The organism is Acidovorax sp. SRI_002 (assembly GCF_057586455.1).
In genome coordinates this window covers 982,338-1,008,785 of record NZ_JBYCZW010000001.1, presented here as the reverse complement: position 1 = coordinate 1,008,785, position 26,448 = coordinate 982,338, and the positions used below count along the sequence as shown (strand labels likewise).

25 protein-coding genes are annotated in these 26,448 nt (G+C 62.6%); 22 read left to right on the top strand and 3 right to left on the bottom strand.

Annotated elements, in window-relative coordinates; translation table 11 throughout:
• Window positions 1-49: 49 nt before the first annotated feature.
• The 13 genes from frr (at window position 50) to AC2YJX_RS04470 (ending at window position 12,773) form a co-directional block, all read left to right on the top strand.
• Window positions 50-610, top strand: a complete 561-nt coding sequence (gene frr, locus AC2YJX_RS04530; protein WP_055398246.1) for a ribosome recycling factor — start codon at window positions 50-52, stop codon at window positions 608-610.
• A 289-nt stretch (window positions 611-899) separates the two neighbouring features.
• Window positions 900-1,631: a polyprenyl diphosphate synthase gene (gene uppS, locus AC2YJX_RS04525; protein WP_121420552.1), complete on the top strand. Its 732-nt coding sequence runs from the start codon at window positions 900-902 to the stop codon at window positions 1,629-1,631.
• Window positions 1,632-1,658: 27 nt separating this feature from the next.
• A complete protein-coding gene (locus tag AC2YJX_RS04520) occupies window positions 1,659-2,513 on the top strand; it encodes a phosphatidate cytidylyltransferase (protein ID WP_426304526.1) in 855 nt (284 codons plus the stop codon).
• Window positions 2,510-3,691: a 1-deoxy-D-xylulose-5-phosphate reductoisomerase gene (ispC, locus tag AC2YJX_RS04515; protein ID WP_487255371.1), complete on the top strand. Its 1,182-nt coding sequence runs from the start codon at window positions 2,510-2,512 to the stop codon at window positions 3,689-3,691. Before AC2YJX_RS04520 ends, ispC begins: the two co-directional genes overlap by 4 nt.
• Window positions 3,692-3,717: 26 nt before the next feature.
• Window positions 3,718-5,082, top strand: a complete 1,365-nt coding sequence (gene rseP, locus AC2YJX_RS04510; RefSeq protein WP_487255370.1) for an RIP metalloprotease RseP — start codon at window positions 3,718-3,720, stop codon at window positions 5,080-5,082.
• Window positions 5,083-5,127: 45 nt separating this feature from the next.
• On the top strand, window positions 5,128-7,425 hold the full coding sequence (gene bamA, locus AC2YJX_RS04505; RefSeq protein ID WP_121420548.1) for an outer membrane protein assembly factor BamA: 2,298 nt from the start codon (window positions 5,128-5,130) through the stop codon (window positions 7,423-7,425).
• The gene (locus AC2YJX_RS04500; RefSeq protein WP_055398240.1) at window positions 7,425-7,946 is read left to right on the top strand and encodes an OmpH/Skp family outer membrane protein; all 522 of its coding nucleotides are present in this window, start codon (window positions 7,425-7,427) and stop codon (window positions 7,944-7,946) included. Before bamA ends, AC2YJX_RS04500 begins: the two co-directional genes overlap by 1 nt.
• Window positions 7,947-7,970: 24 nt before the next feature.
• Window positions 7,971-8,954 (top strand): UDP-3-O-(3-hydroxymyristoyl)glucosamine N-acyltransferase, encoded by a 984-nt coding sequence (gene lpxD / locus AC2YJX_RS04495; RefSeq protein WP_431149649.1) that lies wholly within the window; start codon window positions 7,971-7,973, stop codon window positions 8,952-8,954.
• A gap of 16 nt (window positions 8,955-8,970) precedes the next feature.
• Window positions 8,971-9,411: a 3-hydroxyacyl-ACP dehydratase FabZ gene (fabZ, locus tag AC2YJX_RS04490; protein WP_010457855.1), complete on the top strand. Its 441-nt coding sequence runs from the start codon at window positions 8,971-8,973 to the stop codon at window positions 9,409-9,411.
• Window positions 9,412-9,432: 21 nt separating this feature from the next.
• Window positions 9,433-10,221, top strand: coding sequence for an acyl-ACP--UDP-N-acetylglucosamine O-acyltransferase (gene lpxA, locus AC2YJX_RS04485; RefSeq protein WP_055398238.1), 789 nt, complete (start codon window positions 9,433-9,435; stop codon window positions 10,219-10,221).
• Window positions 10,222-10,231: 10 nt separating this feature from the next.
• The gene (gene lpxB, locus AC2YJX_RS04480) at window positions 10,232-11,395 is read left to right on the top strand and encodes a lipid-A-disaccharide synthase (RefSeq protein WP_487255369.1); all 1,164 of its coding nucleotides are present in this window, start codon (window positions 10,232-10,234) and stop codon (window positions 11,393-11,395) included.
• Window positions 11,361-11,987: a ribonuclease HII gene (gene rnhB, locus AC2YJX_RS04475; protein ID WP_055398236.1), complete on the top strand. Its 627-nt coding sequence runs from the start codon at window positions 11,361-11,363 to the stop codon at window positions 11,985-11,987. The genes lpxB and rnhB overlap by 35 nt, the downstream gene beginning before the upstream one ends.
• Before the next feature lie 12 nt (window positions 11,988-11,999).
• Entirely contained in the window at window positions 12,000-12,773 is a 774-nt protein-coding gene (locus tag AC2YJX_RS04470; RefSeq protein WP_487255368.1) for a TrmH family RNA methyltransferase, read from the top strand.
• 58 nt (window positions 12,774-12,831) lie between these two features.
• Here the strand turns inward: AC2YJX_RS04470 and AC2YJX_RS04465 are convergent, their stop codons facing one another.
• Window positions 12,832-13,647, bottom strand: coding sequence for a hypothetical protein (locus AC2YJX_RS04465; RefSeq protein ID WP_487255367.1), 816 nt, complete (start codon window positions 13,645-13,647; stop codon window positions 12,832-12,834).
• Window positions 13,648-13,935: 288 nt separating this feature from the next.
• Here AC2YJX_RS04465 and carA point away from each other — a divergent pair, with 288 nt between their 5' ends.
• From carA to AC2YJX_RS04440, 5 genes are all read left to right on the top strand, one after another.
• Complete coding sequence (carA, locus tag AC2YJX_RS04460) at window positions 13,936-15,108, top strand: glutamine-hydrolyzing carbamoyl-phosphate synthase small subunit (protein WP_487255366.1); 1,173 nt, start codon at window positions 13,936-13,938, stop codon at window positions 15,106-15,108.
• A gap of 20 nt (window positions 15,109-15,128) precedes the next feature.
• Complete coding sequence (locus AC2YJX_RS04455) at window positions 15,129-15,554, top strand: hypothetical protein (protein ID WP_055398232.1); 426 nt, start codon at window positions 15,129-15,131, stop codon at window positions 15,552-15,554.
• 10 nt (window positions 15,555-15,564) lie between these two features.
• Window positions 15,565-18,831, top strand: a complete 3,267-nt coding sequence (gene carB, locus AC2YJX_RS04450) for a carbamoyl-phosphate synthase large subunit (RefSeq protein WP_487255365.1) — start codon at window positions 15,565-15,567, stop codon at window positions 18,829-18,831.
• Between the two features lie 180 nt (window positions 18,832-19,011).
• Complete coding sequence (gene greA, locus AC2YJX_RS04445) at window positions 19,012-19,488, top strand: transcription elongation factor GreA (RefSeq protein WP_055398230.1); 477 nt, start codon at window positions 19,012-19,014, stop codon at window positions 19,486-19,488.
• A gap of 11 nt (window positions 19,489-19,499) precedes the next feature.
• The gene (locus tag AC2YJX_RS04440) at window positions 19,500-19,958 is read left to right on the top strand and encodes a DUF4149 domain-containing protein (RefSeq protein ID WP_487255364.1); all 459 of its coding nucleotides are present in this window, start codon (window positions 19,500-19,502) and stop codon (window positions 19,956-19,958) included.
• Between the two features lie 39 nt (window positions 19,959-19,997).
• Here the strand turns inward: AC2YJX_RS04440 and AC2YJX_RS04435 are convergent, their stop codons facing one another.
• Together AC2YJX_RS04435 and AC2YJX_RS04430 are read right to left on the bottom strand one after the other, a co-directional pair.
• Window positions 19,998-20,783 (bottom strand): hypothetical protein, encoded by a 786-nt coding sequence (locus tag AC2YJX_RS04435; protein ID WP_055398228.1) that lies wholly within the window; start codon window positions 20,781-20,783, stop codon window positions 19,998-20,000.
• The gene (locus AC2YJX_RS04430; RefSeq protein ID WP_055398227.1) at window positions 20,783-21,256 is read right to left on the bottom strand and encodes a YhbY family RNA-binding protein; all 474 of its coding nucleotides are present in this window, start codon (window positions 21,254-21,256) and stop codon (window positions 20,783-20,785) included. Before AC2YJX_RS04430 ends, AC2YJX_RS04435 begins: the two co-directional genes overlap by 1 nt.
• A 47-nt stretch (window positions 21,257-21,303) precedes the next feature.
• Here AC2YJX_RS04430 and AC2YJX_RS04425 point away from each other — a divergent pair, with 47 nt between their 5' ends.
• From AC2YJX_RS04425 to glmM, 4 genes are all read left to right on the top strand, one after another.
• Entirely contained in the window at window positions 21,304-21,966 is a 663-nt protein-coding gene (locus AC2YJX_RS04425) for an RlmE family RNA methyltransferase (RefSeq protein ID WP_055398226.1), read from the top strand.
• 175 nt (window positions 21,967-22,141) lie between these two features.
• Window positions 22,142-24,061 (top strand): ATP-dependent zinc metalloprotease FtsH, encoded by a 1,920-nt coding sequence (gene ftsH / locus AC2YJX_RS04420; RefSeq protein ID WP_487255363.1) that lies wholly within the window; start codon window positions 22,142-22,144, stop codon window positions 24,059-24,061.
• A 117-nt stretch (window positions 24,062-24,178) separates the two neighbouring features.
• On the top strand, window positions 24,179-25,006 hold the full coding sequence (folP, locus tag AC2YJX_RS04415) for a dihydropteroate synthase (protein ID WP_487255362.1): 828 nt from the start codon (window positions 24,179-24,181) through the stop codon (window positions 25,004-25,006).
• A gap of 101 nt (window positions 25,007-25,107) precedes the next feature.
• Window positions 25,108-26,442, top strand: a complete 1,335-nt coding sequence (glmM, locus tag AC2YJX_RS04410; RefSeq protein ID WP_055398223.1) for a phosphoglucosamine mutase — start codon at window positions 25,108-25,110, stop codon at window positions 26,440-26,442.
• The last annotated feature ends 6 nt before the right edge of the window (window positions 26,443-26,448 follow it).

Here is a 26,448-nt window from a genome sequence, read left to right as displayed (position 1 = left end):
ACAATGGCCGAGGCCTGCCCACGATGCAGGCGGGCGCCCAGGAGAAAACATGACGATTGCCGACATCAAGAAAAATGCAGAAACCAAGATGGACCAGTCCATCTCGGCTTTCAAGAACAACCTGCAGAAGATCCGCACCGGCCGTGCCAACCCGGCGTTGCTCGATACCGTTCAGGTCGAGTATTACGGCTCCTTGGTGCCCCTGAGCCAGGTGGCCAACGTGGCGCTGATCGATTCGCGCACCATCAGCGTGCAGCCCTGGGAAAAGGGCATGGGCGCCAAGATCGAGAAGGCCATCCGCGAAAGCGACCTGGGCCTGAACCCTGCCTCCATGGGCGACCTGATCCGCGTGCCCATGCCCCCCATGAGCGAAGAGCGCCGCAAGGAAATGACCAAGCTCGCCCGCAACGAGGGCGAGAGCGCCAAGATTGCCGTGCGCAACCTGCGCCGCGATGCAAACGAGTCCGTCAAGAAGCTCGTCAAGGACAAGCTGGCCTCCGAGGACGACCAGAAGCGCGCCGAAACCGACGTGCAGAAGTTCACCGATAAGCATATCGCCGAGATCGATGCGCTGGTGGCCGCCAAAGAGCAGGAAATCATGGCGGTCTAGAGCGTGTTATGCGCTTTTACGTACCCGCGTTGGCCCCACACGCAGGTGATCGCAAGGCGCAGTGCGCAGGTAAGGCCCCGGCCTTGGCAAGCGCTGCAGCACCGCGAGTGCCTGCGTGTGGGGCCAACCCTTTGGGAAAGTCGGGGAAAGGCCCGGCTACGTCGTTGCAAGCCGCTTGCGGTATTCATACCGCGGCGCGTCCTGCGCCTAGTTGCCGGGCCTTTCCCCGACTTTCGCGGGCACTTAAAAGTGCATCACACGCTCTAGGCCCCAGGGCTTGAACATTCACATGGCTGACTCTTCGTTGGTGCCACACCACATTGCCATCGTCATGGATGGCAACGGCCGCTGGGCCACGCGCCGTTTTTTGCCGCGCCTGGCGGGCCACAAGCAAGGCGTGGATTCACTGCGCCGCTGTGCACGCGCCTGCGTGCAGCGCGGTGTGGCTGTACTCACGGTGTTTGCGTTCTCCTCCGAAAACTGGAACCGCCCCGCCGACGAGGTCTCTGGCCTCATGGAACTGTTGGCGATGGCGCTGGCGCGCGAAGTGCCGCAACTCAAGAAGGATGGCGTGCGCCTGTATTTCGTGGGTGAGCGTGCGGGTCTTTCGCAGAAGGTCCGCGATGGCCTGGCGCAGGCAGAAGCCGCTACGGCTGAAAATACCCGCCTGGTGCTCAACGTGTGTTTCAACTACGGTGGCCGCTGGGACATTGCCCAGGCCGCAGCGTCGCTGGCGGCACGCGGTGAGCCTATCACCGAGGCCAGCCTGCAGGGTGCGATGGGCATGGCCCATGTGCCCGATCCGGACCTAGTGATTCGCACCGGCGGGGAAATGCGGATCAGCAACTTTTTGCTGTGGCAGGCCGCATACTCCGAGTTTTTCTTCAGCGACCGGTTGTGGCCGGATTTCGATGAGTCGGCGCTGGACGAGGCGATTGCTGCCTTCGGTGGCCGCGAGCGCCGTTTTGGCAAAACCTCCGAACAAATCCTGTCCGCGCATCCCCAGCCGATGCCGGGCTAAGAACCTGAACAGGTTCTGAAAGGCCCCATGCTCAAGCAGCGCGTTATCACAGCCATTGTCCTGCTGGCCATTTTGCTGCCGGCGCTTTTTTACCCATCTACGGTGCCCTTCACCGTGGTCGTGTTGGTGCTCATGGCGGCGGGTGCCTGGGAGTGGGGGCGTCTGAGCGGTTTTGGCCAGGCCGGCTCTCTGACCGTGGGCGCTGCATGTGTCGCACTGTGTGCGGGTTCGTGGGCCCTGGGCTGGGTCGATCGTTCGTTGACCGCCCTGTGGGTGGTGGGCGGGGGGCTGTGGGTCTTGGCGGCTGCCTGGCTGCTCAAGGCAGGGGTGCCTGGTTGGCCCCGCATTCCGGGTGGAGTGCGCCTGGTGGCAGGGGTATTGGCGCTGTGGCTCGCTTGGCTCGCCGTTGTGCAGGCGCGCAATGTGGGTATCAATTTCCTGTTGTCGGTGCTGCTCCTGGTGTGGGTCGCAGACATCTTTGCTTATTTCGCCGGCCGTGCTTTTGGCCTGCGCTTCACAAAAGGCAAGCTGGCCCCTTCGATCAGTCCTGGCAAAAGTTGGGAGGGCGTGTGGGGCGGTTTGGCGGGCGTGATGGTCATGGCCTTCGTCTGGGTCGTGGCCGATGCGCACTGGCAGGCGGCTGTGCCCAGTTTTTACAGCCGAATGGCGCTACAAGGCTGGTGGATGCTGGTGCTTGCCGCGCTGTTCATGGTGGCCATGAGTGTGTCGGGAGATCTCGTGGAGTCCCTCATCAAGCGCAGCGCCGGTGTCAAGGACAGCAGTGGCCTGTTGCCAGGACACGGTGGTGTGCTCGACCGCGTGGATGCTCTGCTGCCCACGCTCCCCCTGGCCATGATGCTCACGAGCCTGACGACTCCATGAAGAAACAACAAATCACCGTCCTCGGTTCCACCGGCTCCATTGGCACCAGCACGCTGGATGTGGTGGCCCGCCATCCCGATCGCTTCGAGGTGTTTGCGCTCAGCGCTGCCACCCAGGTGGATCTCATGCTGGCGCAGTGTGCACAGTTCCGTCCTCGCTTCGCGGTGATGGCGAGCGCGCCCCATGCGGCGCTTCTGGCTGAAAAATTAGTGGCCAATAGCCTTCCAACGCAGGTCCTTCAAGCGCAAGATGCTCTTGAATTGATAGCATCACACGATGAAGTAGATGCGGTGATGGCGGCCATTGTGGGCGCTGCGGGTCTCGCACCGTGTCTGGCGGCTGCGCGCGCGGGTAAGAGGTTGCTGCTGGCCAACAAGGAAGCGCTGGTGGTTGGCGGCGGTTTGTTCATGCAGACGGTGCGCGAGGGGCGGGCGACGCTGTTGCCCATCGATAGCGAACACTCCGCCATCTTTCAGTGCCTGCCAGAAGATCCTGCCACTTGGGCGCAACGGGTGGACAGCATTTTGCTCACGGCTTCCGGGGGGCCGTTTCGGCAACGAGACCCGTCCACGCTGGCTGAGATCACACCTGCCCAGGCCTGCGCGCATCCCAATTTCTCGATGGGGCGCAAGATTTCGGTGGATTCGGCCACGATGATGAACAAGGCGCTCGAAGTGATCGAGGCCCGCTGGCTGTTCGATCTGCACCCGGACCAGATCAAGGTGGTGATCCATCCGCAGCAGATCATCCATTCCATGGTTCAGTTCAAGGATGCATCGATCCTGGCTCAATTGGGAACGCCCGACATGCGCGTGCCCATTGCCTGCGGCCTGGCCTGGCCGGAGCGCATTGCGAGTGGTGCGAGCAAACTGGACTTTTCGACCCTGTCCGCGCTGGCGTTTGAAGATGCTGATGCCCACCGCTTCCCGGGTTTGCACCTGTCCTGGCAAGCGCTGAAAGCCGCCGAGGGGACGACGGCCGTATTGAATGCTGCCAATGAGGTGGCTGTGGGAGCGTTCTTGTCGGGGCGGCTTCGTTTTGACCATATTCATGCCGTGAATCTTGCAACTTTGGAGGCGGTTTCCCCCTCCAAGCCCAATTCGCTCGAAGCGTTGCTGGACCTGGATAGCCAAGCACGCAATGCCGCTGAGCAAGCTGCAGACCGCCTGGCGGCCTGAGTTTCCACCGCAACACGGACCCGCACATGCTCCTCACCATCGTTGCCTTCATCGTGGCCCTCGGCCTTCTGATTGCCGTACACGAATACGGCCACTACCGGGTGGCCGTGGCGTGCGGAGTGAAGGTGCTGCGCTTCTCGGTGGGCTTTGGCAACCCGCTGCTGCGCTGGCAACCCAAGGGCTCGCCCACGGAGTTTGTCCTGGGGGCGTTTCCGCTGGGTGGATACGTGCGCATGCTGGACGAGCGGGAAGCGCCTGTGCCCCCCGAAGAGCGGCATCTGGCCTTCAACACCCAACCTCTGCGGTCTCGCGCTGCCATCGTGGCCGCAGGCCCTGTTGCGAATCTGCTGCTGGCCGTGCTGCTGTATTCCATCGTCAACTGGAACGGGGTGGAGGAGCCCAAGGCGGTCCTGGCCAGCCCGGTGGCTGGTTCCGTGGCGCAGAGCGCGGGCCTGCGTGGCGGTGAACTGGTCGCGCAGGCAGCATTGGGTTCTGACGACCTGGAACCCGTGCGGTCGTTTGAAGATTTGCGCTGGCTGCTTACTCGCGGTGCCCTGGAGGGGGTGAACGTGCGACTGGATGTGCAGCCACAGTCGGGGGCTGCACACCGGGAAATTTTGCTGGACATGTCGAAGATCGACAGCCGCGAAGCAGACGCCCAGCTGTTTCGCAAAATAGGCATTCTGGGGCCATGGACACGTCCGGTGCTGGGCGAGGTCATGCCTGACGGAGCCGCTGCGCACGCCGGATTGCGCCAAGGGGATGTAGTGCTCAAGATTGGTGCCATCGATGTGGTGGATGGCCAGCAGCTGCGCGAGTTGATCCGGCAGTCCGTGCGTGGCAGCGAGCCACTGGCCCAGCCTTGGCGCGTGGATCGCGCGGGGCAGGTGCTGACCTTGGATGTTTTGCCGGAGGCCAAGCCGGAACTGGGCGCGACCATAGGCCGCATTGGGGCCTACGTTGGCGCTCCACCTGATTTCGTGACCGTTGAATATGGCGTGTTGGAAGGCGCTTGGGCCGGTGTGGTCAAGACCTGGGATGTGTCGGTATTGACGCTGCGCATGATGGGCCGCATGGTGATTGGTGAGGCATCTCTCAAGAACATCAGCGGGCCCTTGACCATCGCCGACTATGCCGGGCGTTCTGCCAGCCTGGGCCTAACGCAGTACCTCGTTTTCCTCGCCCTGATCAGCGTGAGCCTGGGCGTGCTCAACCTCCTGCCGCTGCCCGTCTTGGACGGAGGGCACCTGATGTATTATCTTTGGGAGGGTGTCACGGGCAGGGGGGTGTCAGACGCGTGGATGGAGCGCCTGCAGCGTGGAGGCGTTGCGGTCTTGCTTCTCATGATGTCCATTGCCCTGTTCAACGATATCACTCGGCTCTTTGGCTAACACTTTTGCCGCGCTTGCCCTGCAACTGCGGCGCCAGCTTCATTCATGAAAAAACACATCAATCGCCTGGGCGTGCGTACCGCATCGGCCGTTGCAGCCATGATTTTTGCCGCCAATGCGGCATGGGCTCTGGAGCCTTTCAAGGTGCAGGACATCCGCGTCGAGGGGCTGCAGCGCGTCGAGCCCGGCACCGTGTTTGCCTCCATGCCACTGCGGGTTGGTGACGACTACAACGACGAGAAGGGCGCAGCTGCCATTCGCGCACTTTTTGGTCTGGGCCTGTTCAAGGACGTGCGCCTGGAGGCGACTGGCAATGTGCTGGTGGTTGTGGTGGAGGAGCGCCCCACTGTGGCCGACGTGGATTTCGCCGGTACCCGCGAGTTTGACAAGGACGCGCTGAAAAAGGCCATGCGCGATGTCGGTCTGACCGAGGGTCGTCCCTATGACAAGGCGCTGACCGACCGTGCCGAGCAGGAGCTCAAGCGCCAGTACATCAACAAGAGCCTCTATGGCGCCGAGGTCGTCACGACCGTGACCCCGATCGAGCGCAATCGTGTCAACCTGACTTTCACCGTGGTCGAAGGCGATCCCGCCCGCATCAAGGAAGTACGCATTGTTGGCAACAAGGCCTTCAGCGAATCCACGCTCAAAGGCCTGTTTGATCAGGACACCGGTGGCTGGCTCAGCTGGTACACCAAGTCGGACCGCTATTCACGTGCCAAGCTCAATGCGGATCTGGAAACCCTGCGCTCCTACTACCTGCAGCGCGGCTATCTCGAATTCCGTGTCGATTCCACCCAGGTCGCTATTTCGCCCGACAAGCAGGACATTTCCATCACTGTCAATGTGACCGAAGGTGAGCGCTATGTGGTGTCTGGCGTGAAGCTGGAAGGCAACTACCTGGACCGGGAAGATGAGTTCAAGTCCCTGGTCACCATTCGCCCTGGCGAACCCTACAACGCGGACCAGGTCACTGAAACGACCAAGGCGTTTTCCGAGTATTTCTCCCGGTTTGGCTTTGCGTTCGCGCGGGTAGAAGCCGTGCCAGAGATTGACCGCGAAAACAACCGCGTTGCTTTTGTTCTGCAGGCGGAGCCCTCGCGCCGTGCCTATGTGCGCCGCATCAATGTGAGCGGCAACAACCGCACACGCGACGAAGTGATCCGCCGCGAGTTCCGCCAGTACGAAGCCTCCTGGTACGACGGTGAAAAAATCCGCCTGTCGCGTGATCGCGTGGACCGCCTGGGCTTCTTCACCGAGGTCAATGTGGAGACCCAGGAGGTCCCGGGCTCTCCAGACCAGGTGGACCTGGTGATCAACGTGGCAGAAAAACCCACCGGGTCGCTGCAGATGGGGGTGGGTTTTTCCAGCGCCGAAAAGGTGTCGCTGTCGTTTGGTATCAAGCAAGAGAACATTTTTGGCTCTGGCAACTACCTGGGCATTGATGTCAACACCAGCAAGTACCGCCGCACGCTCGTGTTCAGCACCACCAATCCGTACTTCACTCCCGACGGTATTTCTCGCACGCTGGACGTGTACTACCGCACGGACAAGCCTTACGAAGACCAGGGCGGTAACTACGAGTTGGTGACCACCGGCACGTCGGTGCGATTCGGTGTTCCGTTCAGTGAAACCGATACCGTGTTCTTTGGCGGTGGGCTGGAGCAGACCAAGATCAAGGCGGGGACGAACATTCCCGCCACCTACCTGGCTTATGCCGACCAGTTTGGCTACAGCAGCACCTCCATTCCTCTGACGATCGGTTGGTCGCGGGACGACCGCGACAGCGCTCTGGCACCGAATTCCGGCCGCTATCAGCGCCTCAATTCAGAATGGTCGGTGGCTGGGGATGCTCGCTATGTGCGGGCCAACTACCAGTACCAGCAGTACGTACCGCTGAACAAACGTTTCACCATCGCCTTCAATGGCGAGGTGGGTATCGGCAAGGGCATGAATGGCCGGCCGTTCCCGGTGTTCAAGAATTTCTATTCGGGCGGGTTGGGCTCGGTGCGTGGCTTTGACCAGGGTACCCTGGGTCCGCGCGACGTGACGGGGGCCTCTTTGGGGGGGCCAAAGAAGGTGACGCTGAACGCGGAGCTGATCGCGCCGTTCCCGGGTGCAGGGAACGACCGGACGCTGCGTGTATTTACCTTCTTTGACGTGGGTAATGTGTACGGAGAAAACGAAAAAGTTACCTTCAGTGACATGCGTTCTTCCGTGGGCCTGGGCTTGAGCTGGATTTCCCCGCTCGGTCCTTTGCGTCTGGCTTTTGCGCAACCGGTGCGCAAGTTCGCCGGCGATAGAATCCAGAAACTGCAATTCCAGATTGGAACGTCTTTCTAATGAAATCCATTTCTCGCCATATCTCTTTGGCTCTGCTGCTTGGCTCCATGGCCGTGGCTGCCCCTGCGCAAGCTCAAGAGTCGTTCAAAGCCGGTTTTGTCAATACAGACCGCATCTTCCGTGAGGCCAGCACTGCCAAGGCTGCACAGGCCAAGCTGGAGCAGGAGTTCTCCCGTCGCGAGAAAGAACTGGTGGACATGGGCAGTACCCTGAAGACCGCCACAGAGAAATTCGAACGCGAAGCCCCTACGATGGCTGAAAGCCAGCGCACGACCCGCCAGCGCCAGCTGGTGGACCAGGACCGTGAATTCCAGCGCAAGCGCCGCGAGTTCCAGGAAGACCTGAGCGCCCGCAAGAACGAGGAACTGTCCCAGGTGCTCGAACGTGCGAACAAGGTCGTCAAGCAAGTGGCTGAAGCTGAGAAGTACGACGTGATCCTCCAGGAGGCCGTCTACATCAACCCCAAGCATGACATCACCGACAAGGTGATCAAGGCGCTGAATGCCTCTGCTGGCAAGTAAGCCACAGCCCTGGACAGGTGGCGCGTGAGCTTGCTTCTTGGGCACATAGTTGATGCGCTCGGTGGCTCGCTGGAAGGAGGTGCGACACGGGATGTCGTCATCTCCCGCATCGCGCCCCTGGAGGTTGCCGGGCCGGGAGATCTCAGTTTCCTGAGCAACCCCCGCTACCAACAGCAACTGGCCGCCTCCCGGGCGGCCTGTGTCATTGTGGCACCTGCCATGCGCGATGCCGCTCTGGCACGTGGTGCCTGCATCGTGGCGGACAACCCCTACGTGTATTTCGCGCGTGCCACCCAGTTGTGGCGGCAACGCAATGCGCCAGCGCAGTGCGCGGGGGTACACGCCAGTGCCGTGGTGGATCCCACGGCACAAGTGCACCCCACTGCGACCATTGGGCCGCTGTGTGTGGTGGAGCGTGGAGCGCAGGTGGGCGCGGGGACCATCCTCAAGTCGCGTGTAACCGTGGGCGAAGGCTGCACCATCGGCGCGCGTTGCATCGTGCACGCCGGTGTGGTGATTGGCGCGGATGGTTTTGGCTTTGCGCCTGAACAGGGGCAGTGGGTCAAGATCGAACAGCTCGGTGCCGTGCGCATCGGAGACGATGTCGAGATTGGTGCCAACACCTGCATCGACCGGGGCGCGCTTCAGGACACCGTCATCGAAGATGGCGTCAAGCTCGACAACCTGATCCAGATCGGCCACAACGTGCGCATCGGCAAGCACTCGGCCATGGCGGGGTGTGTGGGGGTGGCTGGCAGCGCGACCATTGGCGCGCACTGCACTGTGGGCGGCGGGGCGATTGTGCTGGGCCATCTGGAGCTGGCCGACAACGTGCATATCTCGGCAGCTACGGTGGTCACACGCTCGCTCACGCGGCCTGGGCAATACACGGGCATGTTTCCCATCGACGACAATGCGCGCTGGGAAAAAAACGCTGCAACACTCAAACAACTGCACAGCTTGCGGGAGCGCATCAAGGCGCTTGAGCAGGCTCTCAAGGCAGCATGAACGGAAGAACAACTCGATGATGGATATTCACGCAATTCTCAAGCAACTGCCCCACCGCTACCCGTTCCTGCTGGTGGACAAAGTGATCGAGCTTGAGAGCAACACCCGCATCAAGGCCATCAAGAACGTAACGTTCAATGAGCCCTACTTCATGGGGCATTTCCCCGGACGTCCCGTGATGCCGGGTGTGTTGATCCTGGAGGCGCTGGCCCAGGCTGCGGGCTTGCTGGCGTTTGATGCCATGGGCAAGGTGCCCGATGAGAACAATATCTACTACTTTGTGGGCATTGATGGCGCGCGTTTCAAGCGCCCGGTGGAGCCCGGCGACCAGTTGATCCTGAGCATCACCATCGATCGCGTTCGTGGCGGCATCTGGAAGTTCAAGGGCGTGGCCAGCGTGGGCGAAGAGGTGGCCTGCGAGGCCGAACTCATGTGCACCATGCGCAGCGTGGGTTGACCGACCCGGGCCTGTTGGATCGTGAGCAATATTCATCCCACTGCCATTGTTGCGGACGGCGCACGCCTGGACCCTTCGGTCACGGTGGGACCGTATGCGGTTATTGGTGAGCATGTGTCGATCGGTGCGGGCACGGCGGTCGGCGCACATTGCGTCATTGACGGGCGCACGACGATTGGCGCCGACAACCGCATCTTTCAGTTCAACTCCATCGGCGCCATCCCGCAGGACAAGAAATATGCGGGCGAGCCTACCGAACTGGTCATCGGCGACCGCAACACCATCCGCGAGTTCTGCACCCTGAACCTCGGTGTGCCCCAGGCCGGTGGCATCACCACGGTGGGGGACGACAACTGGATCATGGCGTACACCCACATCGCCCATGATTGCCATGTGGGCAACCACACCACGCTGGCCAACAACACCACCCTGGCAGGCCATGTCCACCTGGGCGATTGGGTGACGGTGGGCGGGCTTACCGGCATCCACCAGTTCGTCAAGGTCGGGGCGCATGCCATGGTGGGCTTTGCCAGCGCAGTGTCGCAGGACGTGCCCCCCTTCATGCTGGTGGATGGCAACCCGCTGGCCGTGCGGGGCTATAACGTGGTGGGGCTGCGCCGCCGCGGCTTCTCGCCCGAGCGCATTGCTGCGGTCAAGCAGATGCACAAGCTGATCTACCGCCAGGGCCTCACGCTGGAGGCTGCACGTGCCGCCATTGCTGAGCTGGTGCAGTCCGCACCGCAGGCCAGCGAGGATGCCGCGATGATGGAGCGGTTCCTGGCCGACGCCACGCGCGGCATAGCGCGCTGAGGGCTGGGTGATGGCTGCTTCCCCCCGCGTCGCCATGGTGGCGGGCGAGACATCGGGCGACCTGCTGGCCGGTCTGTTGATCGACGGCATGCAGGCCCATTGGCCAGACCTGCAGACCTGCGGCATTGGTGGCCCGCAAATGCAACGCCGGGGTTTTGATGCCTGGTGGCCCAGCGAGAAGCTGGCCGTGCATGGCTACAGCATGGAAGTGCTGCGCCGCCTGCGCGAGTTGCTGGGCATCCGCAAGCAACTGCGTGAGCGGTTGCTCAAGGACCGCCCGGATGTCTTCATCGGTGTGGATGCCCCTGATTTCAACCTGGGGCTGGAAGCTGACTTGCGCGCTGCGGGCATCAAGACGGTGCATTTCGTGTGCCCCTCCATCTGGGCCTGGCGCGCGGAACGCGTCGAGAAGATTCGCCGCAGCGCTGATCATGTGTTGTGTATCTTTCCGTTCGAGCCTGAACTGCTCGCGCGGCATGGCATCGCCGCCACCTACGTGGGGCACCCGCTGGCAGGTGTGATTCCCATGGTGCCGGACCGCGCTGCGGCCCGTGCGCAGCTCGGGCTGCAGGATACGGACGAGGTGCTGGCCATTCTGCCGGGCAGCCGTTCTTCGGAGATCGCCTACATCACTCAACCCTTCTTTGAGGCTGCAGCGCTTGTCAGAAAAGCGCGACCAGCTATTAAATTGATAGTGCCTGCCGTGCCAGCGCTGCGCGAACGCATCGTGCAGGCAGCGCAGGCCGCTGGGCTGGGCGGTGTGGTGCAAATCGTTTCCGGGCAATCCCACGCCGTGCTCGCAGCCTGCGACACCACGCTGATCGCCAGTGGCACCGCCACGCTGGAGGCGGCCCTGTTCAAGCGCCCCATGGTCATTGGCTACCACATGCACCCATTGAGCTGGTGGCTTATGCGCCGCAAGCAGTTGCAGCCCTGGGTGGGGTTGCCCAACATCCTGTGTGGCGACTTCGTCGTGCCCGAGCTGATCCAGGATGCCGCGACACCCCAGGCGCTTTGTGCGGCAACACTCCAATGGCTGGATGCCCGCCAGCACCATCCCGAAAAAATCACGGCCCTGGAGCAGCGCTTTACGGCGCTGCACGAGAGCCTGCGCCGCAACACTCCCCAACTGGCTGCCGATGCGATCCAGAAAATCCTCCATCCCGCTGCCTGAACAGGCCTGCCTGCCCTGGCACCCACCCGGCCTTGTGGCCGGCGTGGATGAAGCGGGCCGTGGCCCGCTGGCGGGACCTGTGGTGGCTGCTGCAGTCATCCTGGACGATCTGCATCCCATCGCAGGCTTGGCTGACTCCAAGAAGCTCACGCCCGCCCGGCGCGAAAAGCTGTACGACGAAATCCGCGCCAAGGCGCTGTGCTGCAGCATTGCCGAGGCCAGCGTGGAAGAGATCGATCAGCTCAACATCCTGCAGGCCACGATGCTGGCCATGCGGCGGGCCGTGATGGGGCTGCGCCTGAAGCCCGTTATGGTCCTCGTCGATGGCAATCGGCTGCCCACGCTCGACATCCAGGCTGAGGCCATCGTCAAGGGCGATGCGCTGGTGCCGGCCATCTCGGCCGCGTCCATCCTGGCCAAGGTGCACCGTGACCGCTGGTGTGTGCAGGTGCATGAAGAATTTCCCCAGTACGGATTTGCGGGCCACAAAGGCTATGGCACGGCGGTGCACATGGCGGCCCTGCGCGAGCACGGCGCGTGCGTCCACCACCGGCGTTCCTTTGCGCCCGTGGCGCAGAATCTGCGCGGCTGAACCTGCCCAACCATGACATCCTCCTCGATCACCACCATCCATTCGCGGGACAACACGTTCGTGAAAGACCTGCGCCGTCTTGCGCAGGACACCACGGCCTACCGCAAGCAAGGCCGGGTTTGGCTGGAGGGCGATCACCTCTGCCGCGCGGCCCTGGAGCGTGGCCAGCGCGCATCCATTGCGGTGTTTTCAGAGTCTTTTTGGCCGCTGGCGCAGGTAGAGTGGGCGCAAAATGCTATGAAATTCATAGTAATTGCTGACGCACTGTTTGCCGACATCAGTGGGCTGGAGTCGCCCGCTCGGATGGGTTTCATCATGGATTTGCCCGCGCCCGCTGCGGTGCATCCGGGTGCGGCGACCGTGGTGCTGGACCGTGTGCAGGACGCTGGGAATGTGGGCTCCATCCTGCGCAGTGCGTCCGCGTTCGGGTTCCGGCAGGTGGTTGCCATCAAGGGCAGCGCCGCATTGTGGTCCCCCAAGGTGCTGCGGGCGGGCATGGGTGCGCATTTCGCGCTGGACCTGATCGAGGGCGTGGAGCACGGCGAGCTTCAATCGCTGCAGGTGCCCATGCTTGTGACCAGCTCGCACGCCGGAGACTGGTTGCACCGTGCCGCCTTGCCCTGGCCGTGTGCATGGGTGTTGGGCCACGAAGGGCAGGGCGTTTCCCCTGCACTGGAAGAGCGTGCCGCTCTGCGCATCCGCATTGCACAACCGGGCGGCGAAGAGTCGCTCAATGTGGCGGCCGCTGCAGCGATCTGCCTGCATGCGAGCGGCGCCGGGCGCTGAAGCCACCGCTTCTTGATCGTTTCCAGCAGATCTCAGGGGGCGGAGCGCCTCACTTTCTTTAGAGATTGCGCAGGAACTGGCGCACGAATTCTTCCTGGTTGGGGGCGTCCTTCTCCGTGCTGAACAGCACCTGCTGGTTCTCCACCCGGATTTTCAGCTGCGGCGCGAATTTGCATTGCACCAAGCCCAGGCCGGGTGCCGTGCTTTTGAAGGCGGGGGTGTTGCGGCACATGGACTCCAGCTCTGATGCCACCACGCCGCAGAAGCTGCCGATGCTTAGCGACTGGAGTTTCTCGTCGTCAATGGTGGCCCAGTCAACGTTGGTCTTCACTGGCGTACCGCATGCAGCGGTGGCGTCCTGGTCGGCCTTGCCCAGTTCGGCCTGCACGCTGGCCAGGCGCTTGTTGCGGTCAAAGCGGGCCAGTTTGTCCTGCAGGCCCTGCTTTTGTTGGCCTTTGTAGCTGGCCAGCAGGTCTGCCAGCTTGAAGGCCTTGCTCTTTTCTTCACTGAAGGCCAGTGGCACGCCATCGCGCTTGCCTGGCAGGTACACCACATAGTGGTCGCCATTGCGATAGGCCTGGTTCTGCTTTTGCAGCAGACCGTAGCTGCGGCCATCGAGCGTGGTGGCGTATACCTCGCGCGCCGAGCCCCGTTGCTCCAACTGGCTCAGGAAGACGACCTGATCGATGGGGTCGTTGATGCCACTCACTCGCACGAGGGCCTGCTTGCCGTCTGCGGTGGGAGCCAGCACGACTTCAACGCCCTGGGGCGCCACGAAGACCTGGGGGTATTTCGCCAGCTCCAGGGCCTGAGCGGCCATGGCGGCACACAGGCCCGCCAGGGAAAGGGCAAGGGGTCGGAAAAAAATGCGCATCGGGATCAGCCTTTGGAGTGGAGGCGGTGGGGAAACGGGGCGAAGTCTAGGGCGCCTGTTGTCCTCTGAAATGCCTGGAACACTTGCTTACGTAACAAGGTTATGCAAGACGCGCATTTGTTGGTGAGCGCGCCATGAAGGATATAATCGGGAGCTTTTCTCGCAACAGCGTCGCCCGACCGCACCCAAAGCAACAACCCATCTGAGAGCAGCCACCAGCACTTGCGTACCTTTGCGTGCACGAGTGGACTGCAGGCGCCGGGCGACCGTAACCATCCGGAGAACCCAGTGCTTTTGTCTCTACAGGGAAACTTCCCGCCCGCCATCCTGGCGCTCGCAGACGGCACGGTCTTTATCGGCAATTCGATTGGTGCCACCGGCACCACCGTCGGCGAAGTGGTGTTCAACACCGCCATCACCGGCTACCAGGAAATCCTCACCGACCCGAGCTACTGCCAGCAGATCGTGACCCTCACGTATCCGCACATCGGCAACTACGGCGTCAATGTGGAGGACATCGAAGCCGAAAAGGTCCACGCCGCAGGCCTGATCATCAAAGACCTGCCGCTGCTGGCAAGCAACTTCCGCTCCACGGAAACGCTCTCGCAGTACCTCGTGCGTGAGAAGACCGTTGCCATCGCCAACATCGACACCCGAAAGCTCACGCGCCTGCTGCGCAGCAAGGGTGCGCAAAACGGCACCATCATCGGCCTTGCCGCAGGGCAGGCTATCACGCAGGCGCTCATCGACGAAGCCATCGCCAAGGCCAAGGCGGCCCCCAACATGGCCGGGCTGGACCTGGCCCAGGTGGTGACCACGGCAGCGCGTTATGAGTGGACGCAGACAGAGTGGAAACTGGGTACTGGCTACGGCGAACTGTCGGCCCCACAGTTTCACGTAGTGGCGTACGACTTCGGCGTCAAGAAGAACATCCTGCGCATGCTGGCGGAACGTGGCTGCAAGGTCACCGTGGTGCCAGCAAAGACGCCGGCCGCTGATGTGCTGGCTCTCAAACCCGATGGTGTTTTCCTGTCCAACGGCCCTGGCGACCCCGAGCCTTGCGACTACGCCATCGCCGCGACCCGCACCATTGTGGACAGTGGCATGCCCACGTTCGGCATCTGCCTGGGGCACCAGATCATGGCCCTGGCTGCTGGTGCCAAGACCTTCAAGATGACCCACAGCCACCATGGTGCCAACCACCCGGTGAAGGACCTGGATACGGGCCGCGTGAGCATCACGAGCCAGAACCACGGTTTTGCGGTGGACATGGAATCGCTGCCCGCCCATCTGCGCGCCACGCACGTCAGCCTGTTTGACGGCACGCTGCAAGGGCTGGTCCACAAGGACAAGCCCGCTTTCTGTTTCCAGGGGCATCCTGAGGCATCCCCCGGTCCGCACGACATCGCATACCTCTTTGACCGCTTCACCGACGCCATGCGCGCGGCAAAAGCCGGTTAAGCGCGGAAGGAAACAGCACCATGAAACTGTTCAGCTTCCCCCTTGCATCGCTGGAAAAGGCGATCCACAAGCGTGTCCTGACCCTGCCTTCGCCCCACCGTGAGTGGTTCACGGAACGTTGGGCGCAAAAGCCCTACAAGAAAGCGTTCGTCGAGAACAAGGCCATGCCGCTCGTCACGCTCGTGGCCAAGGGCAAGACGCTGGACGATGCTGCCTTTGCAGAGCTGCTGCAGGAGTGGGAAGTGACGTTTTATGACGCGGAAGAAGAAGTCTTGCGCCCACTGATCCAGGGCGACGGCCTGCTGCAGCTGATGCAGAAGAACCTTCCTCCCGCACGCGCCGAGGCGCTGCTTGCCAAGTTGACCCAGCGGCGTTTGCCCGCAGATGCAACAGCAGCCTCTGCCCCAACCCCCAGCCCCCAGGCAGCCGAACCCACGATCGACTGATCGACGCACCATGCCAAAACGCACAGACATCAAAAGCATCCTCATCATCGGCGCTGGCCCCATCATCATCGGCCAGGCCTGCGAGTTCGACTACTCCGGCGTACAGGCCTGCAAGGCCCTGCGCGAAGAGGGCTACAAGGTCATCCTGATCAACAGCAACCCTGCGACGATCATGACCGACCCGGCCACGGCCGACGTCACCTACATCGAGCCCATCACTTGGCAGACGGTCGAGAAGATCATCGCCAAGGAGCGTCCCGACGCGATCCTGCCCACCATGGGTGGCCAGACAGCGCTCAACTGCGCGCTGGACCTGTGGCACAACGGCGTGCTCGACAAGTACAAGGTCGAGTTGATCGGTGCCACCCCCGAAGCCATCGACAAGGCCGAAGACCGCTTGAAGTTCAAGGACGCCATGACCAAGATCGGTCTGGGCTCGGCGCGCTCCGGCATCGCCCACAGCATGGACGAAGCCTGGGCCGTGCAAAAGACCGTGGGTTTCCCCACCGTGATCCGCCCCAGTTTCACGCTGGGCGGTACCGGCGGCGGCATTGCCTACAACCCTGAAGAGTTCGAGACCATCTGCAAGCGCGGCCTCGAAGCGTCGCCCACCAACGAGCTGCTGATTGAAGAGTCGCTGCTCGGCTGGAAGGAGTACGAGATGGAAGTGGTCCGTGACAAGGCGGACAACTGCATCATCATCTGCTCCATCGAAAACCTGGACCCGATGGGTGTGCACACGGGCGACTCGATCACCGTGGCCCCCGCGCAGACGCTGACCGACAAGGAATACCAGATCATGCGCAACGCCTCGCTGGCAGTGCTGCGTGAAATTGGTGTGGACACGGGTGGCTCCAATGTGCAGTTCTCGGTCAACCCGAAGGACGGCCGCATGATCGTCATCGAGATGAACCCGCGCGTGTCGCGTTCGTCGGCGCTGGCGTCCAAGGCCACGGGTTTCCCCATCGCCAAGGTTGCCGCCAAGCTGGCCGTGGGCTACACGCTGGATGAGCTCAAGAACGAAATCACGGGCGGCGCCACGCCCGCATCGTTCGAGCCTTCGATCGACTACGTGGTCACCAAGATCCCACGTTTTGCGTTCGAAAAATTCCCCACGGCCGACAGCCGCCTGACCACGCAGATGAAGTCGGTCGGCGAGGTCATGGCCATGGGCCGCACCTTCCAGGAGTCCTTCCAGAAAGCCCTGCGCGGCCTGGAAGTCGGCGTGGACGGCATGAACGAGAAAACCCAGGACCGCGAGACGCTCGAAAAAGAACTGGGCGAGCCCGGCCCTGAGCGCATCTGGTACGTGGGCGATGCGTTTGCCATGGGTCTTTCGGTCGACGAAGTGTTCGAGCTGACCAAGATCGACAAATGGTTCCTGGTGCAGATTGAGCAGATCGTGAAGATCGAGCTGGACATCGACAAGCTGGTGGCCGAAAAGGGTGACGGTGCCCTGGCGGCGCTGGATGCCGGCACGCTGCTCACGCTCAAGCAAAAAGGCTTCTCCGACCGCCGCTTGGCCAAGCTGCTCAAGACCACCGAGAAGGCGGTGCGCGACGCACGCCGTGCGCTCAAAGTGCGCCCCGTGTACAAGCGTGTGGACACCTGTGCGGCTGAGTTCGCTACCAACACCGCGTACCTGTACTCCACTTACGAAGTCGCCACCCACGGTGGTGTCGCCGAATGCGAGTCGGAGCCTACGAACAACAAGAAGATCATGGTGCTGGGCGGCGGCCCCAACCGCATCGGCCAGGGCATCGAGTTCGACTACTGCTGCGTGCACGCGGCGCTGGCGATGCGCGAGGACGGCTACGAGACCATCATGGTCAACTGCAACCCCGAGACCGTCTCCACCGACTACGACACCTCCGACCGCCTGTACTTCGAGCCCGTGACGCTGGAAGACGTGCTGGAGATCGTGGACAAGGAAAAGCCGGTCGGCGTGATCGTGCAGTACGGCGGCCAGACGCCCCTGAAGCTGGCCCTGGGCCTGGAAGCCGAAGGCGTGCCGATCATCGGCACCAGCCCCGACATGATCGATGCCGCCGAAGACCGCGAGCGCTTCCAGAAGCTGCTCGGTGAGCTCGGCCTGCGCCAGCCGCCCAACGCCACGGCGCGCACCGAGCCCGAAGCCCTGGAAAAGGCCGCCGCCCTGGGTTACCCCCTGGTGGTGCGCCCCAGCTACGTGCTGGGCGGCCGCGCGATGGAAATCGTGCACGAGCAGCGCGACCTGGAGCGCTACATGCGCGAGGCCGTGAAGGTGAGCAACGACTCGCCGGTGCTGCTCGACCGCTTCCTGAGCAATGCCATCGAGTGCGACGTGGACTGCGTGCGTGATTCCGCGGGCGTCACCTTCATCGGCGGCGTGATGGAGCACATCGAGCAGGCCGGCGTGCACAGCGGCGACTCCGCCTGCTCGCTGCCCCCGTACTACCTGTCGCAGCCCACCATCGACGAGATCAAGCGCCAGACCGCCGCCATGGCCGAAGGCCTGAACGTGGTGGGCCTGATGAACGTGCAGTTCGCCATCCAGGAAGTCGATGGCAAGGACGTGATCTACGTGCTGGAAGTGAACCCGCGCGCCTCGCGCACGGTGCCCTTCGTGAGCAAGGCCACGGGCATCCAGCTGGCCAAGGTGGCCGCGCGCTGCATGGCCGGCCAGACGCTGGCCTCGCAGGGCATCACCAAGGAAGTGACGCCGCCGTACTTCAGCGTGAAGGAGGCCGTGTTCCCCTTCGTGAAGTTCCCGGGCGTGGACACCATCCTCGGCCCCGAGATGAAGTCCACCGGCGAAGTCATGGGCGTGGGCAAGACCTTCGGCGAAGCCTTCGTGAAGAGCCAGCTCGGCGCGGGCACCAAGCTGCCCACATCGGGCAAGGTGTTCCTCACCGTGAAGAATGCCGACAAGCCGCGTGCCGTGGACATCGCGCGCCAACTGGTGGCGCTGGGCTTTGAGCTGGTGGCGACCAAGGGCACTGCAGCTGCGATTGCCGAAGCTGGCGTGCCTGTGGGCGTGGTCAACAAGGTGACCGAAGGCCGCCCGCACATCGTGGACATGATCAAGAACAACGAGATCGTCATGGTCATCAACACCGTGGAAGAGCGTCGCAATGCGATTGCCGATTCGCGTGCGATCCGCACCTCGTCGCTGCTGGCCCGCGTGACCACGTTCACGACCATCTTTGGCGCCGAGGCGGCGGTGGAGGGCATGAAGTACCTGGACAAGCTCGACGTGTACTCGGTGCAGGAGCTGCACGCCCAACTGGCTGCCTGAGCATGGGCAAAAGCGGCATAATTGCCGCCTGAACAGACACCGCCGCGCGGCAACGTGCGGCGGTTTCCTTTTGTAGACTTGCCATTCGCATCGCCCAGCGCAGCGCGGGCATGCCTGGCGATTGACCGGTGGAAGTGCTTCTGGCGCTTTCACCGTTTTGATTTATGGAGACGCAACACGATGGCCACCATTCCGATTACCAAGCGCGGTGCTGAAAAGCTCAAGGAAGAACTGCACCGCCTCAAGACCGTAGAGCGCCCCGCTGTGATCACGGCAATTGCCGAAGCGCGCGCGCAGGGCGACCTCAGCGAAAACGCTGACTATGACGCCGCCAAGGACCGCCAGGGCTTCATCGAAGGCCGCATCCAGGAGATCGAGGGCAAGCTGTCGGTGGCGCAGGTGATCGACCCCAGCGCCGTGGATGGCGGCGGCAAGGTCGTCTTTGGCGCCACGGTCGAACTGGAAGACGAAGAGTCTGGCGACCTCGTGAAATACCAGATCGTGGGCGAGGACGAGGCGGATCTGAAGCAAGGGCTCATCAATATCTCGAGCCCTATCGCCCGCGCCTTGATCGGCAAGGAAGAGGGCGATACCGCCGAAGTGCAGGCTCCCGGCGGGATTCGCCGCTACGAAGTGGTGGCGGTCAGCTACCAGTGAGCGGGAACGGCATGTTCCACCGCCTTCCTGCCCTGATCGCTGCGCTCTGGTGGGGCAGCCTGACTACCATCGGGTTTCTGGTCGTTCCCATGCTGTTTGCCCACCTTCCGTCGCCCATGGTGGCGGGCAACATGGCGGCCAAGCTGTTTGCGGCGCAGACCTGGGTGGCGGTCGCCTGCTGTCTGGTTCTGCTGCTGATTTCAAGGCCAAAACAGGCGATAGCGCAGTATCCATGGGCGCAAGCTGCTATGGTTTTTATACTCGGTGGCATGCTGCTGGCGTTGCTCACGCAGTTTGGCGTGGCGCCGCGTATCGTGGCGCGGCAGGATTTGCGCCTGTGGCACAGCGTGGGGACGGTGATGTATGTGCTGCAGTGGTGCTGCGCACTGGCCGTGTTGTGGCAAACACTGCGCCAGGTTCAGAAGCCGCCGTTGTTGCCGGTCGGGCCTGACGGCACTGCAGACGACTGAAGCGAGCGCTGGTCGCAACCAGCGCTGCCTCCAAACCGCCTATTCGCGCCAGTGCTCCGCCACCCAGGTGGCCGGACGAATGAAGCGAAACCGCCGGTTGCGCCGCCCGGCCAAAGCATCGGGGGGATTGCATTCCCCATGAAAGATCACGATGCGTGCGCCCGCTGGCACAAACGGCGGCCGCCAGTAGTTGGTCGGCCAGGGCGGTATCCCGTGGTATTTGAAACTCGGGCACCACGCCGCAGGCCAGTATTGCAACTTGCCCTGCCGGTGCAGGAAGTCCGACAAGTAGGCCTGCTCGTTGCGAAACTGCTCACGAATTTCTGAGAAATGCGCGCGAAAGTGCTCCAGCACGTCGGGGTGAGCTCCCAGCTCAAAGCGATAGACCGAGGAGTTGCCCGTGATGCGCCAGGGGCGCTTGTAGTCGTGGATGATCAGGAATTCACCCGGCTGGGTGAAAAAATCGTCCAGGCTGCCGGTGATGACCACGTCCACATCCAGGAACAAGGCCGTGCCTCGAAGTCCGTGCAGGTCCTTGCTGAAAGTGACCAGCTTGGTCCAGCCCCGCTCGGGGATGCCGGGTGGCAGATCGAGTGCGGGGATGGGCAGGCACTGCACTTCGCTGCGGATGCCCGTGCTGTCATCGGTCAGGCAGACAAAGCGAAAATCCCCGCTCAGGTGCCTGCGCACCATGGCATACAGCCGGTTGACGTATTCGGGGCCGTATTTCGTGCCCCACTTCATGCAGAGGATGTGGCGGACGGGCGCCATGCCGGCAGGTGCTGCAAAGTTTGCAGGTACTGCCGAACCTGCATCGTGGCTCATCAGTCTGCCTGGCGCTTCTTGATTGATTTTTGCTTGGGCTTGGCGCGTTTGATCTGGCCGCCCGAAGTGAGGCGCTGGTTGCCCAGCACGCGCAGTTGCTTGATCTCGGGGCGCTGGCCGCCGCGCTTGCTGTATTTGAGCACCTTGACGTCGCGTGGGCCGGGCATGCGGTCCTCATCGACCGTACGTTCCTTGACGGGCTGGGGGCGCCACAGTACCAGCAGCTTGCCGATGTGCTGGATGGGGGCTGCGTTGAGTTCGGCGGTCAGCTCCTGGTACATCAGCTCGCGCGCCACGCGGTCATCGTTGAAAACGCGCACCTTGATCAGGCCATGGGCGTTCAGGGCGGCGTCGATTTCCTTCTTGACCGCAGGGGTGAGTCCATCGCCGCCGACCAGGACGACGGGGTCCAGGTGGTGGGCATTGGCGCGTTGTTCCCGGCGCTCGGCGGGAGTCAGTTGAATTTGGGGCATGGGCCGTATTATCGGCGGTGCTGATTGTCGAGAGACAATGGAGCGGTATGAAAGTCAAAACCCAAAGCAAGAAGGTCAACAAGGCGTGGTTGAACGACCATGTCAACGACACCTATGTCAAATTGGCCCAGAAAGAGGGATACCGGGCACGCGCCGCCTATAAGCTCAAGGAAATCGACGAACAGCTGGGTCTCATCAAACCCGGTTACACCGTGGTGGATCTGGGTTCCACGCCGGGCGCCTGGAGCCAGTACCTGCGCAGGCGCATGTCGCCCGGGGGGGCTGCAGCGGGCCAACTCAACGGCACCATCATTGCGCTAGACCTTCTGCCCATGGAGCCCATCGAGGGCGTTACCTATATCAACGGTGATTTTCGTGAGGCGGAGGTGCTGGAGCGCCTGGAGCAGGCCCTGGATGGTCGGGTGGTGGATGTTGTCGTTTCGGACATGGCTCCCAATCTGTCCGGTATCGAATCGGCCGACGCTGCGCGCATTGCCCATCTGGTCGAACTGGCTGTGGAGTTTGCTTGCAACCATTTGAAACCGGATGGGGCCCTGGTGGTCAAGCTGTTCCATGGCAGCGGCTACAGCGATCTGGTCACGCTGTTCAAACAGACCTTCAAAGTGGTCAAGCCGTTGAAGCCCAAGGCCTCCCGCGACAAATCGTCCGAGACCTTTCTGGTGGGCATGGGCCTCAAGAAGACCGCCTGAACGGGCTTGCCTCAGGTCAAGAATCCGTGAATTTCGACCCTAAAGCCCGTGCTGTTTCCATGGCCGCTAGGGGGAATAGGGATGGCCGGATGGCTTGAAACACCTAAAATGGGCCGCACATGCGTGCCATGAGGGCAGTGTGTCCGTTTTCTGTTTTCCGCAACTGGAGCCCCGCTTGAACAATCAGTGGTTTTCAAAAATTGCCGTGTGGCTGGTTATTGCCATGGTGCTGTTCACGGTGTTCAAACAGTTTGACACCCGTTCTGGCGCCAGCGCAGGCCACGTCGGCTACTCGGAATTCCTGGAGGAAGTCCGCAGCAACCGCATCAAGAGCGCGACCATCCAGGAAGGCCAGGGCGGCACCGAGATCGTGGCCGTCACCAATGACGACCGCAAGATCCGCACGACGGCCACCTATCTGGACCGTGGCCTTGTGGGCGATCTCATCAACAACAACGTCAAGTTCGACGTCAAGCCCCGTGAAGAAGGCTCCCTGCTCATGACCCTCCTGGTCAGCTGGGGCCCCATGCTGCTGCTGATCGGCGTGTGGGTGTACTTCATGCGTCAGATGCAGGGCGGCGGCAAGGGCGGCGCCTTCAGCTTCGGCAAGAGCAAGGCGCGCATGCTCGACGAAAACAACAACCAGGTCACGTTCGCGGACGTGGCGGGTTGCGACGAGGCCAAGGAAGAAGTCAAGGAAGTCGTGGACTTCCTGAAAGACCCGCAGAAATTCCAGAAGCTCGGCGGGCGTATTCCGCGCGGCCTGCTGCTGGTTGGCCCTCCCGGTACCGGCAAGACCCTGCTGGCCAAGTCCATCGCAGGCGAAGCCAAGGTGCCGTTCTTCAGCATCTCTGGCTCCGACTTTGTGGAAATGTTTGTCGGCGTGGGTGCGGCCCGTGTGCGCGACATGTTCGACAACGCCAAGAAGAACGCTCCGTGCATCATCTTCATCGATGAAATCGACGCGGTGGGCCGCCAGCGTGGTGCTGGCCTGGGCGGCGGTAACGACGAGCGCGAACAGACCCTCAACCAGATGCTGGTTGAGATGGACGGCTTCGAAACCAACCTGGGCGTGATCGTGGTGGCTGCCACCAACCGCCCCGACATCCTGGACGCCGCCCTGCTGCGCCCTGGCCGTTTCGACCGTCAGGTCTATGTGACGCTGCCCGATATCCGTGGCCGCGAGCAGATCCTGAACGTGCACATGCGCAAGATCCCGATTGGTCAGGACGTGGCCCCTGGCATCATTGCCCGTGGCACCCCTGGCATGAGCGGTGCCGATCTGGCCAACCTGTGCAATGAAGCTGCCCTGATGGCTGCGCGCCGCAATGCCCGTACCGTCGAGATGCAGGACTTCGAGAAGGCCAAGGACAAGATCCTCATGGGCCCCGAGCGCAAGAGCATGGTCATGCCCGAGGAAGAGCGCCGCAACACGGCCTACCACGAGTCTGGCCACGCACTCATTGGCAAGCTGCTGCCCAAGTGCGACCCCGTGCACAAGGTCACCATCATTCCTCGCGGCCGTGCTCTGGGCGTGACGATGAGCCTGCCTGCCCAGGACCGCTACAGCTACGATCGCGAATACATGCTCAACCAGATCAGCATGCTGTTTGGTGGCCGCATCGCTGAAGAAGTGTTCATGAACCAGATGACCACTGGGGCCAGCAATGACTTCGAGCGTGCTACGCACATTGCCCGTGACATGGTCACCCGCTACGGCATGACCGATGCCCTGGGGCCCATGGTTTACGCCGAGAACGAAGGCGAAGTGTTCCTGGGCCGTTCGGTGACCAAGACCACGACCATGAGCGAGCAGACCATGGAAAAGGTGGACATGGAAGTGCGCCGCATCATCGATGAGCAGTACAACCTGGCCCGCCGCCTGATCGAAGAGAACAGCGACAAGATGCACGCCATGGCGAAGGCCCTGCTCGAATGGGAGACCATCGACACCGAGCAGTTGGACGACATCATGGCTGGCAAGGAGCCCCGTCCTCCCAAGGACTGGACGCCCCGTACTCCTCCCTCGGGCGGCGACAACTCCAGCGGCGGCACGCCTGCGGTGACGACGGACACCGCACCATCGGCCGCCTGATTGGCTGGCCGGTCCATCCGTTCTCACGGGGCCTTGTGCCCCGTTTTTCATGGCTGGTGTTGTGCTGCCTCCCGACCTCGACCAGGAAGGCGCCTGTGACCTTTTCTCGATCCCCCCATGATCTGGCAGACCTCCCGTTTCTCTGTTGACCTGGCCGAGCCCCGCGTGATGGGCATCGTCAATGCCACGCCGGACTCGTTCTCCGACGGCGGGCGGCATGGCTCCACCGCTGCGGCCCTGCGGCATTGCGAGCAGTTGCTGCGCGACGGGGCACACATTCTGGACATTGGCGGGGAGTCCACGCGCCCCGGCAGTCCGGCGGTGCCGCTGGACGAAGAGCTGGCGCGTGTGGTGCCTCTGGTGCAGGGCGCGGTGTCCCTGGGGGTGCCTATCTCCATCGATACCTACAAGCCCGAGGTCATGCGCGCGGTGCTGGACCTGGGCGCGGACATCATCAATGACATCTGGGCATTGCGCCAGCCGGGTGCCGCAGAGGTGGTGGCATCGCACCCGCAATGTGGGGTGTGCCTGATGCACATGCACCGCGACCCCCAAACCATGCAGGTGGCCCCGATGGAGGGCGATGTGGTACAGCAGGTACTATACTTTTTGCAGCGCTCTGCGCTTGACCTGCAAGCGCTAGGGGTCGAAAAGAACCGGATTGTGCTGGACCCGGGTATTGGTTTTGGCAAAACGGTGGAACAGAATTTTGCGCTGCTGGCGCACCAGTCGGTGCTGCGGGCTGCAGGCTATCCTCTTCTGGCAGGCTGGTCCCGCAAGTCCTCGCTGGGCGCGGTGACGGGCCTGGCGGTAGAGCAGCGCATGGTGCCCAGCGTGGCGGCGGCGGTGTTGGCCGTGGAGCGTGGAGCTTCTGTGGTGCGCGTGCACGATGTCCGCGAAACCGTGGCGGCGCTCGCGGTGTGGCGTGCAATGCAAGCGGTCTGACGGGGTCTTCCGGAGGCTGGGGCGTTGTATGGATGGGCGCATGCCAGACCCTTTGGCGATGGATAACAAACAATGAGATTCACACGAGGAGACGCTAGAACATGACGCGCCAATACTTTGGAACCGATGGCATTCGTGGCACCGTCGGGCAGCCACCCATCACCCCGGATTTTGTTCTGCGCCTGGCCCATGCCGTCGGGCGAGTGTTGCGCAGGACCGAGGAGCGCCCCACGGTGCTGATCGGCAAGGACACCCGCATTTCAGGCTACATGCTGGAAAGCGCGCTGGAGTCAGGCTTCAACTCCGCGGGCGTGGATGTGGTGCTGCTGGGTCCTTTGCCCACCCCGGGCGTGGCCTACCTGACCCGCGCACAACGCGCCAGCCTGGGGGTGGTCATCAGCGCCAGCCACAACGCCTATCCCGACAACGGCATCAAGTTTTTCAGTGCACAGGGCACCAAGTTGCCCGACACGTGGGAGCAGGCCGTGGAAGCGGCCCTGGGCGAACCCCCGGTGTGGGCCGATTCGGCCAGCCTGGGCAAGGCGCGGCGGCTCGATGATGCGGCGGGCCGCTACATTGAGTTCTGCAAGAGCACGTTTCCGCAGGACCTGACCCTCAAGGGCCTCAAGATCGTCGTCGATGCCGCGCATGGCGCGGCCTACCAGGTGGCACCCAAGGTCTTCCATGAGCTGGGTGCCGAAGTGCTGTCGATTGGCTGCTCGCCCGACGGCCTCAACATCAACCACGAGGTGGGAGCCACCCATCCCGATGCGCTCGTGCGGGCCGTGCGCGCCAACCACGCCGACTATGGCATTGCGCTCGATGGCGACGCGGACCGCCTGCAGATCGTCGATGCCACGGGGCGCCTGTACAACGGCGACGAGCTTTTGTACCTGATGGCTTCGGACCGCATGGGCCGCGATGAGCATGTGCCGGGTGTCGTGGGCACCCTGATGACCAACATGGCAGTGGAGGTGGCGCTGAAGGCAAAGGGCGTGAAGTTTGTGCGGGCCAAGGTGGGCGACCGCTATGTGCTTGAAGAGCTGGCGCGGCACCAGTGGGTGCTGGGCGGCGAGGGCTCGGGCCATCTGCTGGCGCTGGACCGCCATACCACCGGCGACGGCTTGGTGAGTGCATTGCAGGTGCTGCAGGCCTGTGTGCGCAGTGGCCGTACCCTGGCGCAACTGTTGGCCGACATCACGCTCTATCCGCAGGTGCTGCTGAATGTGCGGCTGGCCCCTGGCCAGGACTGGAAGGCCAACCGCTTGCTGGCTGACACGACCCAGGCCGTCGAGCAGGAACTGGGCGCGTCAGGCCGCGTGCTGATCCGCGCGAGTGGTACCGAGCCGCTGCTGCGGGTGATGGTGGAGGCCCGTGATGCGCAAATGGCCAGTTCCTGCGCGCAAAGGTTGGCCGACGCGGCCCGTGCTGGCTGATGGTGA

Coding starts and splice junctions, on each gene's coding strand:
- frr (WP_055398246.1), top strand. CDS start 50: ATGACGATTGCCGACATCAAGAAAAATGCAGAAACCAAGATGGACCAG.
- uppS (WP_121420552.1), top strand. CDS start 900: ATGGCTGACTCTTCGTTGGTGCCACACCACATTGCCATCGTCATGGAT.
- AC2YJX_RS04520 (WP_426304526.1), top strand. CDS start 1,659: ATGCTCAAGCAGCGCGTTATCACAGCCATTGTCCTGCTGGCCATTTTG.
- ispC (WP_487255371.1), top strand. CDS start 2,510: ATGAAGAAACAACAAATCACCGTCCTCGGTTCCACCGGCTCCATTGGC.
- rseP (WP_487255370.1), top strand. CDS start 3,718: ATGCTCCTCACCATCGTTGCCTTCATCGTGGCCCTCGGCCTTCTGATT.
- bamA (WP_121420548.1), top strand. CDS start 5,128: ATGAAAAAACACATCAATCGCCTGGGCGTGCGTACCGCATCGGCCGTT.
- AC2YJX_RS04500 (WP_055398240.1), top strand. CDS start 7,425: ATGAAATCCATTTCTCGCCATATCTCTTTGGCTCTGCTGCTTGGCTCC.
- fabZ (WP_010457855.1), top strand. CDS start 8,971: ATGATGGATATTCACGCAATTCTCAAGCAACTGCCCCACCGCTACCCG.
- lpxB (WP_487255369.1), top strand. CDS start 10,232: ATGGCTGCTTCCCCCCGCGTCGCCATGGTGGCGGGCGAGACATCGGGC.
- rnhB (WP_055398236.1), top strand. CDS start 11,361: ATGCGATCCAGAAAATCCTCCATCCCGCTGCCTGAACAGGCCTGCCTG.
- AC2YJX_RS04470 (WP_487255368.1), top strand. CDS start 12,000: ATGACATCCTCCTCGATCACCACCATCCATTCGCGGGACAACACGTTC.
- AC2YJX_RS04465 (WP_487255367.1), bottom strand. CDS start 13,647: ATGCGCATTTTTTTCCGACCCCTTGCCCTTTCCCTGGCGGGCCTGTGT.
- AC2YJX_RS04455 (WP_055398232.1), top strand. CDS start 15,129: ATGAAACTGTTCAGCTTCCCCCTTGCATCGCTGGAAAAGGCGATCCAC.
- carB (WP_487255365.1), top strand. CDS start 15,565: ATGCCAAAACGCACAGACATCAAAAGCATCCTCATCATCGGCGCTGGC.
- greA (WP_055398230.1), top strand. CDS start 19,012: ATGGCCACCATTCCGATTACCAAGCGCGGTGCTGAAAAGCTCAAGGAA.
- AC2YJX_RS04440 (WP_487255364.1), top strand. CDS start 19,500: ATGTTCCACCGCCTTCCTGCCCTGATCGCTGCGCTCTGGTGGGGCAGC.
- AC2YJX_RS04435 (WP_055398228.1), bottom strand. CDS start 20,783: ATGAGCCACGATGCAGGTTCGGCAGTACCTGCAAACTTTGCAGCACCT.
- AC2YJX_RS04430 (WP_055398227.1), bottom strand. CDS start 21,256: ATGCCCCAAATTCAACTGACTCCCGCCGAGCGCCGGGAACAACGCGCC.
- AC2YJX_RS04425 (WP_055398226.1), top strand. CDS start 21,304: ATGAAAGTCAAAACCCAAAGCAAGAAGGTCAACAAGGCGTGGTTGAAC.
- folP (WP_487255362.1), top strand. CDS start 24,179: ATGATCTGGCAGACCTCCCGTTTCTCTGTTGACCTGGCCGAGCCCCGC.
- glmM (WP_055398223.1), top strand. CDS start 25,108: ATGACGCGCCAATACTTTGGAACCGATGGCATTCGTGGCACCGTCGGG.